Here is a 14,208-nt window from a genome sequence, read left to right on the forward strand (position 1 = left end):
TAATAGCATTTTTTGATGTTTTAGCATTCAGTGTTTTTTTTGCTTTTAAATGCGGAAGGTCAGTGGAGCTGAACGATAATTTTGTAAAGCTGTGATCTATAAACCTTTTCTGCTAAGTGCGTGATAATCACTCAGCTATATTTTTTAATAATGGTAACAATATGAAATACAAGAAGTTTGCGATGGGCCTGCTGCTGCTGGCCGGCTGCCAGATGGCTCAGGCGGAGCAGATTGGTTCCGTGGATACGGTCTTCAAATGGTTAGGGCCGGATCACAAAATTGTCGTCGAAGCCTTTGACGATCCGGATGTGCAGAACGTGACCTGCTATATCAGCCGGGCGAAAACCGGCGGGATTAAAGGCGGGTTGGGGCTGGCGGAAGATACCTCTGACGCGGCCATCTCCTGCCAGCAGGTCGGGCCGATTGAGCTGACGGACAAAATCAAAAACGGCAAAAGCCAGGGTGACGTGGTGTTCCAGAAGCGCACCTCGCTGGTGTTTAAAAAACTGCAGGTCGTGCGTTTCTATGATGCCAAGCGCAATGCGCTGGTCTATCTGACCTACTCGGATAAAGTGGTTGATGGCTCGCCGAAGAACGCCATCAGCGCCGTGCCGATCATGCCATGGAATAAATAAACGGGAGCGCGCATGCAGCAGCCACGGATTTGGTTAGTCGAGGATGAACAGAGTATCGCTGATACCCTGGTTTACATGCTGCAGCAGGAGGGCTTCCAGGTCACCGTCTTTGGCCGCGGGTTGCCCGCGCTGGAGGCGGCGGCGCATCAGGCGCCCGATGTCGCCATCCTTGACGTCGGCTTGCCGGATATCAGCGGCTTTGAGCTCTGTCGGCGCATGCTGACGCGTTATCCGGCGCTGCCGGTGCTGTTTCTGACGGCGCGGAGCGACGAGGTCGATAAGCTGCTGGGGCTGGAAATCGGCGCTGACGATTATATCGCCAAGCCGTTTTCGCCGCGCGAAGTCTGCGCGCGGGTGCGAACCGTGCTGCGGCGACTGCAGAAGTTTGCCGCGCCTTCGCCGGTGGTGCGCGTCGGCGAGTTTGTGCTCGATGAGCAGGCGGCGTCGATAAGCTGGTTCGGCCAGCCGCTGAACCTGACGCGCTACGAATTCCTGCTGTTGAAAACCCTGCTTCACGCGCCTGGTCGCGTCTTCTCCCGTCAGCAATTGATGGAGCTGGTGTGGAGCGATGCCTGGGAAAGCCTCGACCGTACCGTCGATACCCATATCAAAACCCTGCGCGCCAAGCTGCGGGCCGTGAATCCCGAGGTTACGCCGATCAATACCCATCGCGGCATGGGCTACAGCCTGGGGCGTGGCTGATGCGTATCGGCATGCGCCTGCTGCTGGGCTATTTTCTTATCGTCGCTATCGCCGCGTGGTTTGTGCTGTCGATCTTTGTCCAGGAAGTGAAGCCAGGCGTGCGCGGGGCGACGGAGGGGACCCTCAACGATACCGCCACGCTGCTGGCGGCGCTGGCGCGTGAGGACCTGCTGGCGGCAAATCCGCAGCAGGGCAGGCTGGCTCAGGCCTTTCAACAGCTCAACCAGCAGCCGATCAACGCCCATATTGGCGGAATTAAAAAGGTGCGTAATGAGTACCGTGTCTATCTGACCGATGCCAGGGGCAAGGTAGTGTTTGACTCCAGCGGACAGGCGACAGGGCAGGACTATTCGCGCTGGAATGACGTCTGGCTCACCCTGCGCGGCCAGTACGGCGCGCGCAGTACGCGCAGCGATCCGCATGATGAAACCAGCTCAGTCATGTATATCGCCGCGCCAGTGATGGATAAGGGGCGGATTATCGGGGTGCTGAGCGTCGGTAAACCCAACCTGGCGATGACGCCGGTCATCAAGCGCAGCGAACGGCGGATCCTCTGGGCCGGCGGCGCCCTGCTGGGCATTGCGTTGTTGATTGGCGTCGGCGTCGTCTGGTGGATCAATTTCTCTATCGGCAAGCTGGTGCGCTATGCGGACTCGGTGACCGCTGAGCGCCCGCTGCCGCTGCCGGAGGTTGGCAGCAGCGAATTGCGCAAGCTGGCCCAGGCCCTGGAGAGCATGCGGGTAAAGCTCGAAGGTAAGAATGCCATCGAAAACTATGTCTATGACCTGACCCATGAACTGAAAAGCCCGCTGGCGGCCATCCGCGGCGCGGCGGAGATCCTGCGCGAAGGGCCGCCGCCTGAGGTAGCGGCGCGGTTTACTGATAATATCCTCGCGCAAAACACCCGGATGCAACTGCTGGTGGAGCGGCTGCTCCAGCAGGCGCGACTGGAAAGCCGGCTGGAGATAAAGCCGCAGCCGGTGTCGATAGATGCGCTATACCAACGGCTGACGGAGGAGCGTGACATCGCTCTGGCGGCGAAAGCTATCACCCTGCGCTGGCGGGAGAGTGGGATGCTGGTCAATGGCGATGGCGAGCTGCTGGCCCAGGCGCTGGGTAATCTGCTCGACAACGCGATTGACTTTACCCCCAAGGGCGGCGAGATCGCCCTGGCTGCGGAGAAGCGAAATGAAGAGGTGCAATTGAGCGTTATCGACAACGGGTGCGGTATTCCGGACTATGCCCTGGAACGAATCTTTGAGCGATTCTACTCGCTACCGCGTGAAGACGGCCATAAGAGCAGCGGCCTGGGACTGGCGTTCGTTCGTGAAGTCGCGCGCCTGCATCACGGCGATATCAATCTGCACAATCGGCCCGAAGGCGGCGTGGTCGCCACGCTGCGACTTCACCGTCCCTTCACATAGCTTCAAATTCCCCCCACATAGCCGTCCTACAGTGACGTCATCACGATAGGGAGAAAGGCTATGTTGAAATCACCGTTATTCTGGAAAATCACCACGTTAATCGGTTGTGTTGTGCTGTTATCTTTGCCGTTAATGATGGTCAGGGAGCTTATTAATGAGCGGGCGGATTATCGTAGCGAAGTGGTGGATGCCATTGAGCAAAGCACCAGTGGCTCGCAAAAACTCGCCGGGCCGCTGATCGCCATTCCGGTGACCGAGACCCTGACCCGCATGGAGAACCAAAAAGAGGTCAACTATCAGCGGAGCTGGGAGTACTACTGGCTGCCGGAGTCGCTGGCGGTCACCGGCAAACAGACCGTGGAGTCGCGGCGGGTGGGTATCTACAGCGGCCAGGTTTGGCATAACGCCTTGCAGATTAAGGCCTCGTTTGATCCGCTGCGTCTGGCGGCGCTGAGAAAAACGAATATCGTCTTAGGCCAGCCGCGGCTGGTGGTGAGCGTCGGCGATGCCCGCGGCATTGGCGCCATCCATGCCCCGGAGGTCAACGGTAACGTATTAAGCGTGGAGCCGGGGCTGGGGATAAGCGGCGATGGCGCAGGTATTCATATGCCAATGCCTGCGCTGGCGGAGGACAACAAGCCGCTTGAGATTGCCTTTTCACTCGATCTGAACGGGACGGGAGAGTTTTCACTGGTGCCGATCGGGCGTAACAGCGAGCTGCAGTTAACCAGTAACTGGCCGCATCCCGGCTTTCTCGGCAGCTTCCTGCCAACGCAACGGGAAGTGAGTGCTGCCGGCTATCGCGCCCACTGGCAAAGCAGCTGGTTCGCCAACGATATGGGGAGCTATTTTAAGGATGATATGGAGATCCCGTGGTCGCGACTGCCGGCGTTCAGTGCCGATGTGATGTCCCTTGCCGACCAGTACCAGCTAACCGATCGGGCGACAAAATATGCCATCCTGTTAATCGGGCTCACCTTTATGGCTTTTTTCGTGTTCGAGAGCCTGACCCGTCGTCCCCTGCATCCGATGCAGTATCTGCTGGTGGGCCTGTCGCTGGTGCTGTTTTACCTGGTGCTGCTGGCGCTCTCGGAGCACGTTGGATTTACCGCCGCCTGGCTGGCGGCCAGCCTGTCCGGCGCGGTGATGAACGGGGTCTATTTACAGGCAGTGCTCAGGGGATGGCGTAACAGCCTGCTGTTTGTCGCCGCGCTGCTGCTGCTGGATGGTGTGATGTGGTTTCTGCTGCATTCCGAGGACAGCGCGCTACTGCTGGGTACCGGGGTACTGGTACTGGCGCTGAGCGTCCTGATGTTTTTGACCCGCCGGGTGGACTGGTATGCGTTATCGTTACCGAAAGGCAGTGCGCCCCCGCCGCCGTCTGCCGATGACGACAAGCTGCGCCTCTGGAAAGAGTGACGACATAAAAAAACGGCGCCCTGAGGCGCCGTTTTCACATCATGACTGCGGAATAAAACGCATTATTCCTGCAGATCGCCACAGAAACGGTAGCCTTCACCGTGAATGGTGGCGATGATTTCCGGGGTATCCGGAGTGGATTCGAAGTGTTTACGAATCCGACGAATGGTCACGTCAACGGTACGGTCATGCGGCTTCAGCTCGCGACCGGTCATTTTCTTCAGCAGCTCGGCGCGAGACTGAATTTTGCCCGGATTTTCGCAGAAGTGCAGCATCGCGCGGAATTCACTGCGCGGCAGCTTGTACTGCTCGCCGTTCGGGCTCACCAGTGAGCGGCTGTTGATATCGAGTTCCCAACCATTGAACTTGTAGCTCTCCACGCTGCGGCGCTCTTCGCTCACGGTACCGAGATTCATGGTACGGGAGAGCAGGTTGCGCGCGCGGATGGTCAGCTCACGCGGGTTAAACGGTTTAGTGATATAGTCGTCAGCGCCGATTTCGAGGCCAAGGATCTTATCCACTTCGTTGTCGCGGCCGGTTAAGAACATCAGCGCGACGTCAGCCTGCTCACGCAACTCGCGCGCCAGCAGAAGACCATTTTTACCCGGCAGGTTGATATCCATGATTACCAGGTTGATATCATTTTCAGACAGGATCTGATGCATTTCCGCGCCATCGGTCGCTTCGAATACATCGTAACCTTCTGCTTCGAAAATACTTTTTAACGTGTTGCGTGTTACCAACTCGTCTTCAACGATAAGAATGTGCGGGGTCTGCATGTTTGCTACCTAAATTGCCAACTAAATCGAAACAGGAAGTACCAAAGTCCCTGACCTGCCTGCTGCATGTCGCAAATTAACATGCGCGGCGTAACATGACTAAAGTACGTAATTGCGTTCTTGATGCACTTTCCATCAACGTCAACAACATCATTAGCTTGGTCGTGGGTACTTTCCCTCTGGACCCGACGGTGTCAAAAACGGCTGTCATCCTAACCATTTTAACAGCAACATAACAGGCTAAGAGAGGCCGAACACCCAATAAAACTACGCTTCGTTGACATATATCAAGTTCAATTGTAGCACGTTAACAGTCTTGTGAAATCATTGCATCGTCATGCTCTTTATAGTCACAATCCTTACACAGCTCAACTAGTTGCGTGGATAAATTAATAAATACAGTGAATCCAATGCATGGAACGATGGCTCAGATGAAATTTCATTGCCCATCATATGGATAAATGGGTTCTGTTAACATACTCCTCGTCATGGCCTCCTGAGAACAGTTTAGATTTTTTTATGGGTTAGCAAACGCAATTTTAGTGATTTTTGTTGCAAATTTGTAAATTTTCACCGCGTAAAATGGTGGGGCCAGCGCTTCGCCAACGCCTGAGAGAGAGAAAGAAACCGCAATGCGTTTAACGATTATTTTAGTCGCCCCAGCCCGGGCAGAAAACGTCGGTGCCGCTGCCAGAGCAATGAAAACGATGGGATTTCGCGATCTCAGGATCGTGGACAGTGAAGCCCACCTGGCGCCAGCGGCACGCTGGGTGGCGCATGGTTCAGGTGATATCCTCGATGGCGTCACTACCTATCCAACCCTTGCTGCGGCGCTGCACGACGTCGATTTTACCGTCGCCACCACCGCCCGCAGTCGCGCGCGGTTTCATTACTACGCCACGCCGCAGCAACTGTTGCCGCTGCTGGAGGAGAAGGCGCAGTGGATGACGCACGCGGCGCTGGTTTTTGGCCGTGAAGACTCCGGGTTGAGCAATGAGGAGCTGGCCCTGGCCGATGTGCTCACCGGCGTGCCGATGGTAGCGGATTATCCATCGCTCAATCTCGGCCAGTCGGTGATGGTCTACTGTTATCAATTAGCATCGCTTATGCAACAAACGGCTCCCGCCGCCACCGCGGCAGATCATCATCAGCTGCAGGCGTTACGCATCCGCACCGAGGCATTGCTTTCGCGTTTAGGCGCGGAGGAGGATGCCAAACTGGCCGACTGGCTGGCGCAACGAATGGGGCTGCTGCAGCAGCGCGACACGGCAATGTTGCATCGATTGCTGCATGATATTGAAAAAAACCTACCAGAATAAAGCTCTATCATATTTTTTAGTTATAGTTATCTGTGCTGTTTTTGTGGGGTAAATTCCGCCGAACTGGATGTTTTTTCTTGCCATGACGGCGCAATACGTAAGCTGGCTGAAATGGGGTTAATTGAGAAATTCATTGACTTAAGAAGGCAGATACTTTAACCAATATAGGCAGGACACACAGACAGATAAAAATACAGAGTACACAACATCCATGAATCGCATCGGCATGATTACCACCATTATCACCACCACCATTACCACAGGTAACGGTGCGGGCTGACGCGTACAGGAAACACAGAAAAAAGCCCGCACCTGAACAGTGCGGGCTTTTTTTTTGACAAGAGATCAAGGGGTAAGAACCATGCGAGTGTTGAAGTTCGGCGGTACATCAGTGGCAAATGCGGAACGTTTTCTGCGGGTTGCCGATATTCTGGAGAGTAATGCCAGGCAGGGGCAGGTAGCGACCGTACTGTCTGCCCCGGCGAAGATCACCAACCACCTGGTGGCGATGATTGAAAAAACGATCGGTGGCCAGGATGCCCTCCCGAATATTGCCGACGCTGAACGCATTTTTGCCGAACTTCTCCAGGGCCTTGCCGATGCCCAGCCCGCTTTCCCGCTTGCCCAACTGAAAGCCTTCGTTGAGCAGGAATTTGCTCAGATTAAGCATGTCCTGCACGGCATCAGCCTGCTGGGCCAGTGCCCGGATGGGGTTAATGCCGCGCTGATCTGCCGTGGCGAAAAGCTCTCCATCGCCATCATGGCGGGTCTGCTGGAAGCCCGTGGACATAAAGTCAGTGTGATTAACCCGGTCGAAAAACTGCTCGCCGTGGGCCACTATCTGGAATCCACCGTCGATATCGCCGAATCCACCCGCCGCATTGCCGCCAGCCAGATCCCGGCAGACCATATGATCCTGATGGCCGGATTTACCGCCGGCAATGAGAAGGGCGAACTGGTGGTGCTGGGGCGTAACGGCTCCGACTATTCGGCGGCGGTACTGGCCGCCTGCCTGCGCGCGGACTGTTGCGAAATCTGGACCGATGTCGACGGGGTGTATACCTGCGATCCGCGCCAGGTGCCAGATGCGCGTCTGCTGAAATCAATGTCTTATCAGGAGGCGATGGAGCTCTCCTACTTTGGCGCGAAAGTGCTGCATCCGCGCACCATTGCCCCTATCGCTCAGTTTCAGATCCCATGCCTGATCAAAAATACCGGCAACCCGCAGGCGCCGGGAACGCTCATCGGCGCCAGTCGCGATGAAGACGACCTGCCGGTAAAAGGCATCTCTAACCTCAACAATATGGCGATGTTCAACGTCTCCGGTCCGGGGATGAAAGGTATGGTCGGCATGGCGGCACGCGTCTTCGCCACCATGTCCCGCGCTGGCATCTCGGTGGTATTGATCACCCAATCCTCTTCGGAGTACAGCATCAGTTTCTGCGTGCCGCAGAGCGATTGCGCGCGTGCCAAACGGGCGATGGAAGATGAGTTTTATCTCGAGCTGAAAGAGGGGCTGCTGGAGCCGCTGGCCATTATGGAGCGTCTGGCCATCATCTCCGTGGTGGGCGACGGGATGCGTACCCTGCGCGGTATCTCGGCGAAATTTTTTGCGGCGCTGGCCCGCGCCAATATCAATATCGTGGCGATTGCCCAGGGCTCTTCCGAGCGCTCTATTTCGGTGGTGGTCAGCAATGACGACGCCACCACCGGCGTGCGCGTGACCCATCAGATGCTGTTCAACACCGACCAGGTGATTGAAGTGTTTGTCATCGGCGTCGGCGGCGTCGGCGGCGCGCTGCTGGAGCAGATCAAGCGCCAGCAGGGATGGCTGAAGAACAAACATATCGATCTGCGCGTCTGCGGTGTAGCCAATTCTCAGGCGCTGCTGACCAGCGTTCATGGCCTGAATCTGGAGAACTGGAGTGAAGCGCTGGCTGAGGCGAAAGAGCCGTTTAATCTTGGCCGTCTGATCCGCCTGGTGAAAGAGTACCACCTGCTCAATCCGGTGATCGTCGACTGTACCTCCAGCCAGGCGGTCGCCGATCAGTACGCCGACTTCCTGCGCGAAGGTTTCCATGTGGTGACGCCGAACAAAAAGGCCAATACCTCTTCGCTGGATTACTATCACCAGCTGCGCCATGCGGCCAGCAGCTCGCGCCGTAAGTTCCTCTATGACACTAACGTTGGCGCTGGCCTGCCGGTGATTGAGAACCTGCAGAACCTGCTCAACGCGGGCGATGAGCTGCGCCACTTCTCCGGGATCCTTTCCGGCTCTCTGTCCTTTATCTTCGGCAAGCTGGACGAGGGGGTGAGTTTCTCAGCCGCGACGGCGCTGGCCCGTGAGATGGGGTATACCGAGCCGGATCCGCGCGACGATTTATCCGGGGTGGATGTCGCGCGTAAGCTGTTGATTCTGGCCCGTGAGACCGGGCGTGAACTGGAGCTGTCAGACATTATCGTGGAGTCGGCGCTGCCGGCGGACTTCGACGCCAGCGGCGACGTCGAAACCTTTATGACCCGTCTGCCCTCGCTGGACGATGGGTTTGCCTCGCGGGTTGCTAAGGCACGTGATGAAGGTAAAGTCTTGCGCTACGTCGGTAACATCGAAGATGATGGTACCTGCCGCGTGAAAATTGCCGCCGTTGACGGCAACGATCCATTATTCAAAGTCAAAAATGGTGAGAACGCGCTGGCCTTTTACAGCCACTATTATCAGCCACTGCCGCTGGTGCTGCGCGGCTATGGCGCCGGGAACGACGTCACGGCGGCCGGCGTATTTGCCGACCTGCTGCGCACCTTGTCCTGGAAGTTAGGAGTTTAAGATGGTCAAAGTATATGCCCCGGCTTCCAGTGCCAATATGAGCGTCGGGTTTGATGTGTTGGGCGCGGCGGTCACGCCGGTGGATGGCACGCTGCTGGGCGATAACGTCACTGTTGAAGCGGCGGAGCAATTCAGTCTGCACAATCTGGGACGCTTCGCCAGCAAACTGCCGACGGCGCCGCAGGAAAACATTGTTTATCAGTGCTGGGAAAGCTTTTGCCGGGAGATCGGTAAGACGGTACCGGTGACGATGACCCTGGAAAAAAACATGCCGATCGGCTCCGGGCTCGGCTCCAGCGCCTGCTCGGTGGTCGCCGCGCTGGTGGCCATGAACGAGTTCTGCGGTAAGCCGCTCAACGAGACGCGGATGCTGGCGCTGATGGGGGAGATGGAAGGGCGTATCTCCGGCAGCATTCACTACGATAACGTGGCGCCGTGTTATCTTGGCGGCATGCAGTTGATGATCGAAGAGAACGGGATTATCAGCCAGCAGGTGCCGGGGTTTGATGAGTGGCTGTGGGTGTTGGCCTATCCGGGGATTAAAGTATCCACCGCCGAAGCGCGGGCGATTCTGCCGGCACAATACCGCCGCCAGGATTGTATCGCCCATGGTCGCCACCTCGCGGGCTTTATTCATGCCTGCTACACCCGCCAGCCGCAGCTGGCGGCAAAATTGATGAAAGATGTCATTGCCGAACCGTACCGTACCAAACTGTTGCCGGGCTTTAGCGAAGCGCGCCAGGCGACAATGGAGATCGGTGCGCAGGCTTGCGGCATCTCCGGCTCTGGCCCGACGCTGTTTGCGTTGTGTGATAAACCGGACACCGCACAGCGCGTCGCCGACTGGCTTGGCGCGCACTATCTGCAGAATCAGGAAGGCTTTGTTCATATTTGCCGGCTGGACACGGCGGGCGCACGCGTAGTGGGATAACCAATGAAACTGTATAACTTAAAAGATCATAACGAGCAGGTCAGCTTTGCGCAGGCCGTCACCCAGGGACTTGGCAAGCATCAGGGTCTGTTCTTTCCGCACGATCTGCCGGAATTCAGCCTGACTGAAATCGACGACATGCTGGCGCAGGATTTTGTCACCCGCAGCGCCAAAATTTTATCGGCCTTTATCGGCGATGAGATCCCGCAGGATGTCCTGCAGCAGCGGGTGCGCGCAGCGTTTGCGTTTCCGGCGCCAGTAAGCAAGGTTCAGGACGATGTCGGCTGCCTGGAGCTGTTCCACGGCCCGACGCTGGCGTTTAAAGATTTTGGCGGCCGCTTTATGGCGCAGATGCTGACCCATATCGCCGGCGATAAGCCGGTCACCATTCTCACCGCAACCTCCGGCGACACCGGGGCGGCGGTGGCGCATGCCTTCTACGGTCTGCCGAACGTCAAGGTCGTGATCCTCTATCCGCGCGGTAAGATCAGCCCGCTGCAGGAGAAGCTGTTCTGTACCCTCGGCGGCAACATTGAAACCGTGGCGATTGATGGCGACTTTGATGCCTGCCAGGCGCTGGTGAAGCAGGCGTTTGACGATGAAGAGCTGAAGGCCACGCTGGGGCTCAACTCGGCTAACTCCATCAACATCAGCCGCCTGCTGGCGCAGATCTGCTACTACTTCGAAGCGGCGGCGCAGCTGCCGCAGGAAGCTCGCAATCAGCTGGTGATTTCCGTGCCAAGCGGCAACTTCGGCGATCTGACCGCTGGTCTGCTGGCCAAGTCGCTGGGTCTGCCGATTAAGCGCTTTATTGCCGCCACCAACGCGAACGACACCGTTCCCCGTTATCTGCAGGGCGGCGAGTGGGCGCCAAAAGCTACCCAGGCGACGCTGTCTAACGCCATGGACGTCAGCCAGCCGAACAACTGGCCGCGCGTCGAGGAGCTGTTCCGCCGTAAAATCTGGCGCCTGAGCGAGCTGGGTTACGCCGCGGTCGATGATGAGACCACCAAAGCGGCGATGCGCGAGCTGAAGGCCATCGGCTACATCTCTGAGCCGCATGCGGCGATTGCCTGGCGCGCGCTGCGCGATCAGCTGCAGCCGGGAGAGTACGGCCTGTTCCTCGGTACCGCGCATCCGGCGAAATTCAAAGAGAGCGTGGAAGAGATCCTGCAGGAAACCCTGCCGCTGCCGAAGGAGCTGGCTGACCGCGCCGACCTGCCGCTGCTGTCCCACAATCTGCCGGCGGATTTCGCCGCGCTGCGTAAGCTGATGATGGGCTAGTATTGTCGTTCATCCACCAGCTAAACCGGGCCTGGTGCCCGGTTTTTTTACGCTCGAAGATGGAGATATTGTGTACGAACGAGCAATAAATGCGGCGCACTCTAGATTCAGATTGCAGAGAATAATCAGAATAGTTTTGTGGCGTTAATATTTTGCTATCGGCCCATAACGGGGACGGATAGAAGAGGTCACTTATGACAACGCTGAAATCTGCTTTGCTGGCACTTTCTATATTGCTGGTCGCTCCTGCGTTGGTTCATGCCGACGAAATCACCCTGCTCCCGGCGGTGAAGCTGCAAATCGGCGATCGCGATGATTATGGGCACTACTGGGATGGCGATCATTGGCGCGATCGTGACTGGTGGGCTCACCATTATGACTGGCGTGACGATCGCTGGCGCCCGCATGATGATTATCGCCACCATGATCGCGACGATGATGACGATCAAGGCCATCATGGCCATGGGCACGAGCGGCATCACCACGACGACTGATCATCTTTGCCCCCGCTGAGAGGCCGGGGGCATCGAGGCCTACTGCTCGTGGCGTTTAAACACCAGCTCACCTTTCTCCGAAGCCTCCGCATCAAAGAAATAGCCTTCGCTATTAAAGGCTTTGAGCTGCTCCGGCTGGGTTAAGCGGTTTTCGATAATGTAGCGACTCATCAGACCGCGCGCCTTTTTCGCATAGAAGCTGATCACTTTGAATTTGCCGTTTTTCTCATCGAGGAAGACCGGCTTGATCAGCTGACCCTGCAATTTTTGCGTTTTCACCGATTTAAAATACTCATCGGAAGCCAGATTGATGACGATATCGTCGCCCTGAGCCTGCAGGGCCTGATTCAGCTTCTCGGTAATGGTCTCGCCCCAGAACTGGTACAGATCTTTGCCGCGCGGGTTTTCCAGACGGATCCCCATCTCCAGGCGGTAGGGCTGCATCAGGTCCAGCGGGCGCAGCACGCCATACAGGCCGGAGAGCATGCGCAGGTGTCGCTGGGCGAAGTCAAAGTCGTCCTCGGTGAGCGTCTCTGCCTGCAGGCCGGTGTAGACATCGCCCTTAAAGGCAAGGATCGCCTGGCGGGCATTTTGCGGCGTAAAGTCAGGATGCCAGTCGTGGAAACGGGTGGCGTTCAGATCCGCCAGCTTGTCGCTAATGCTCATTAGCTTGCCGATTTGCGGCGCGGTCAGCTTACGAGCGATGCCGATAAGCTGTTGAGAATACTCGAGGAGTTCGGGCTGGGTATAGCGAGTCGTTGCCAGCGGGCTTTGATAATCGAGCGTTTTAGCAGGTGAAATCAGAATCAGCATATCCAGTCCTTGCAGGTAATTTCGACGAATTTTAACAAAAAAAGTGCATGGTGGGATCGATAGCTGCGATTGCCGTGCTATTCGCGCGGCAGTTCATTCCAGGCGCCCGGGGCCAGTTGCTGGTGAATATCCGGGTAGCGGGCGGCATCGAAAGTGGGCTGGATACCCAGCCGCCGCTGGCGCAGATAATCGCTGGCGATAATCCGCACCGTCGGGGAAAGCAGCAGGATGGCCGTCAGGTTGGTCATCGCCATCAGCGCCATGATGATATCCGCGCTCTGCCAGACGACAGGCAGGCTTACCAGGGTCCCCAGCAGCACCATCAGGACGGTGAGTATTCGCAGCCCCCAGATGTAGCGAGGCTTATCCAGACGCAGAAAGACCAGATTATTTTCCGCATACACGTAGTTGGCCACAATAGAGCTAAAGGCGAACAGCAGCACGATGAGGGCGATAAAATCGGCTCCCCAGCCGCCGACCAGCACGCTCATCGCATGTTGCAAGTCCTGAATGCCATTGAGCGTATATTCATTGTCGGGGCGCGGCGCCAGCATGACGATAATCGCGCTGGCAGTACAGATCACGATGGTATCGATAAACACGCCAATCATCTGCACGATCCCCTGCGCTGCCGGGTGCGGCGGCCAGGAGGCGGCGGCCGCGGCGGCGTTAGGCGAAGAACCCATCCCTGCTTCATTGGAGAACATGCCGCGCTGGAAGCCACTGGTCAGTGCCTGGCTGATGGAGTAGCCCACCGCGCCGGCGGCGGCTTCCTGCCAGCCGAAGGCGCAGCGAAAGATGGTGGCAAAAATGGTCGGCAGGGCGGTGACGTGCCACAGGCCGATGAGCAGACTGGTGGCGATCCACAGCAGCGCCATGATGGGCACCAGCCATTGCATCAGGCGCGCCACGCCGCGCAGGCCACGGAGAATGGCCAGGAAAACGAAAATGGCCAGCACTCCGCCGCTGACTGCCGCTGGCAGATCGAACGCATAGTGCAGGGCATGGGCCACCGAGTTGGCCTGCACGGTATTAAAGATAAATCCATAGGCCAGCAGCAGAAGGATCGAAAACAGGACACCCATCCAGCGCATGCCGAGACCGCGCGCCATATACCACGCCGGGCCGCCGCGAAACTGTCCCTGGCTGTCGCGCTCTTTGTATAGTTGCGCAAGAGAACACTCAGCGAAGCTGCTGGCCATGCCGAGCAGGGCGGAAACCCACATCCAGAATACGGCCCCAGGCCCGCCGGCGGCGATCGCCAGCGTCACCCCGGCAAGGTTGCCGCTGCCGACCCGGGCGGCAAGACTGGTACAGAGCGCCTGGAAGGACGTTAAACCGCCCGGCTGCGGGTGCAGGCTTTTTTTCAGACTGCGGCCGAATTTGCGCACGTAACGGAACTGAATACCCCGGGTTTGCCAGCTAAACCAGATCCCCGCCCCCAGTAACAGATAAATCATCACTGAGCCCCAGAGTATTTCATTGATAAATGAGAGAAAATCAGGCATTAAACATCCTCTTGTCCATGCCGGTACGCTTGTGTAAGCGTTACCAATTAAGTGACAATCCTTTCGCTTTCAGCAA

At 57.2% G+C, this 14,208-nt stretch carries 14 protein-coding genes and 1 other annotated feature; of the genes, 11 read left to right on the forward strand and 3 right to left on the reverse strand.

Annotation, left to right across the window (positions count from 1 at the left end; all coding sequences use genetic code 11):
- Positions 1 to 161: 161 nt before the first annotated feature.
- Genes creA through creD form a run of 4 tightly spaced genes read left to right on the forward strand, consistent with a single transcriptional unit; the run spans position 162 to position 4,180 of the window.
- Positions 162 to 635, forward strand: a complete 474-nt coding sequence (gene creA, locus HMPREF3096_RS17165; RefSeq protein ID WP_012542917.1) for a protein CreA — start codon at positions 162 to 164, stop codon at positions 633 to 635.
- Between the two features lie 12 nt (positions 636 to 647).
- On the forward strand, positions 648 to 1,337 hold the full coding sequence (gene creB / locus HMPREF3096_RS17170) for a two-component system response regulator CreB (RefSeq protein ID WP_032731599.1): 690 nt from the start codon (positions 648 to 650) through the stop codon (positions 1,335 to 1,337).
- A complete protein-coding gene (gene creC / locus HMPREF3096_RS17175; protein WP_023339560.1) occupies positions 1,337 to 2,761 on the forward strand; it encodes a two-component system sensor histidine kinase CreC in 1,425 nt (474 codons plus the stop codon). The genes creB and creC overlap by 1 nt, the downstream gene beginning before the upstream one ends.
- A gap of 60 nt (positions 2,762 to 2,821) precedes the next feature.
- On the forward strand, positions 2,822 to 4,180 hold the full coding sequence (gene creD, locus HMPREF3096_RS17180; RefSeq protein ID WP_012968982.1) for a cell envelope integrity protein CreD: 1,359 nt from the start codon (positions 2,822 to 2,824) through the stop codon (positions 4,178 to 4,180).
- Positions 4,181 to 4,242: 62 nt separating this feature from the next.
- On the opposite strand, the gene arcA is transcribed toward creD, so the two are convergent.
- On the reverse strand, positions 4,243 to 4,959 hold the full coding sequence (gene arcA, locus HMPREF3096_RS17185) for a two-component system response regulator ArcA (RefSeq protein ID WP_002887843.1): 717 nt from the start codon (positions 4,957 to 4,959) through the stop codon (positions 4,243 to 4,245).
- Between the two features lie 95 nt (positions 4,960 to 5,054).
- Here arcA and yjjY point away from each other — a divergent pair, with 95 nt between their 5' ends.
- The 7 genes from yjjY to HMPREF3096_RS17210 all read left to right on the forward strand — a co-directional run bounded on the left by yjjY (position 5,055) and on the right by HMPREF3096_RS17210 (position 11,811).
- A complete protein-coding gene (yjjY, locus tag HMPREF3096_RS30495) occupies positions 5,055 to 5,195 on the forward strand; it encodes a YjjY family protein (protein ID WP_001541509.1) in 141 nt (46 codons plus the stop codon).
- A gap of 396 nt (positions 5,196 to 5,591) precedes the next feature.
- Complete coding sequence (locus tag HMPREF3096_RS17190; protein ID WP_022065748.1) at positions 5,592 to 6,278, forward strand: tRNA/rRNA methyltransferase; 687 nt, start codon at positions 5,592 to 5,594, stop codon at positions 6,276 to 6,278.
- 211 nt (positions 6,279 to 6,489) lie between these two features.
- A complete protein-coding gene (gene thrL, locus HMPREF3096_RS29510; protein ID WP_004222578.1) occupies positions 6,490 to 6,558 on the forward strand; it encodes a thr operon leader peptide in 69 nt (22 codons plus the stop codon).
- Positions 6,497 to 6,614, forward strand: a sequence feature (Thr leader region). It overlaps the preceding gene by 62 nt.
- 25 nt (positions 6,615 to 6,639) lie before the next feature.
- Complete coding sequence (thrA, locus tag HMPREF3096_RS17195; RefSeq protein WP_032731600.1) at positions 6,640 to 9,102, forward strand: bifunctional aspartate kinase/homoserine dehydrogenase I; 2,463 nt, start codon at positions 6,640 to 6,642, stop codon at positions 9,100 to 9,102.
- 1 nt (position 9,103) lies between these two features.
- On the forward strand, positions 9,104 to 10,033 hold the full coding sequence (thrB, locus tag HMPREF3096_RS17200; RefSeq protein WP_008807508.1) for a homoserine kinase: 930 nt from the start codon (positions 9,104 to 9,106) through the stop codon (positions 10,031 to 10,033).
- A gap of 3 nt (positions 10,034 to 10,036) precedes the next feature.
- Entirely contained in the window at positions 10,037 to 11,317 is a 1,281-nt protein-coding gene (gene thrC, locus HMPREF3096_RS17205; protein WP_008807507.1) for a threonine synthase, read from the forward strand.
- A 194-nt stretch (positions 11,318 to 11,511) separates the two neighbouring features.
- Positions 11,512 to 11,811 carry a DUF2502 domain-containing protein gene (locus HMPREF3096_RS17210; RefSeq protein ID WP_012968980.1) on the forward strand — a complete coding sequence of 100 codons (300 nt, stop codon included), beginning with the start codon at positions 11,512 to 11,514 and terminating at the stop codon, positions 11,809 to 11,811.
- A 39-nt stretch (positions 11,812 to 11,850) separates the two neighbouring features.
- Here HMPREF3096_RS17210 and yaaA read toward each other — a convergent pair whose 3' ends face one another.
- Both yaaA and HMPREF3096_RS17220 read right to left on the reverse strand, forming a co-directional pair.
- On the reverse strand, positions 11,851 to 12,624 hold the full coding sequence (yaaA, locus tag HMPREF3096_RS17215) for a peroxide stress protein YaaA (RefSeq protein WP_008807505.1): 774 nt from the start codon (positions 12,622 to 12,624) through the stop codon (positions 11,851 to 11,853).
- A gap of 77 nt (positions 12,625 to 12,701) precedes the next feature.
- Complete coding sequence (locus HMPREF3096_RS17220; protein WP_016160272.1) at positions 12,702 to 14,132, reverse strand: alanine/glycine:cation symporter family protein; 1,431 nt, start codon at positions 14,130 to 14,132, stop codon at positions 12,702 to 12,704.
- Positions 14,133 to 14,208 lie beyond the last annotated feature (76 nt).

The organism is Klebsiella sp. HMSC25G12, assembly GCF_001807705.1.
In the GTDB taxonomy this organism is placed as follows: Bacteria; Pseudomonadota; Gammaproteobacteria; order Enterobacterales; family Enterobacteriaceae; genus Klebsiella; species Klebsiella variicola.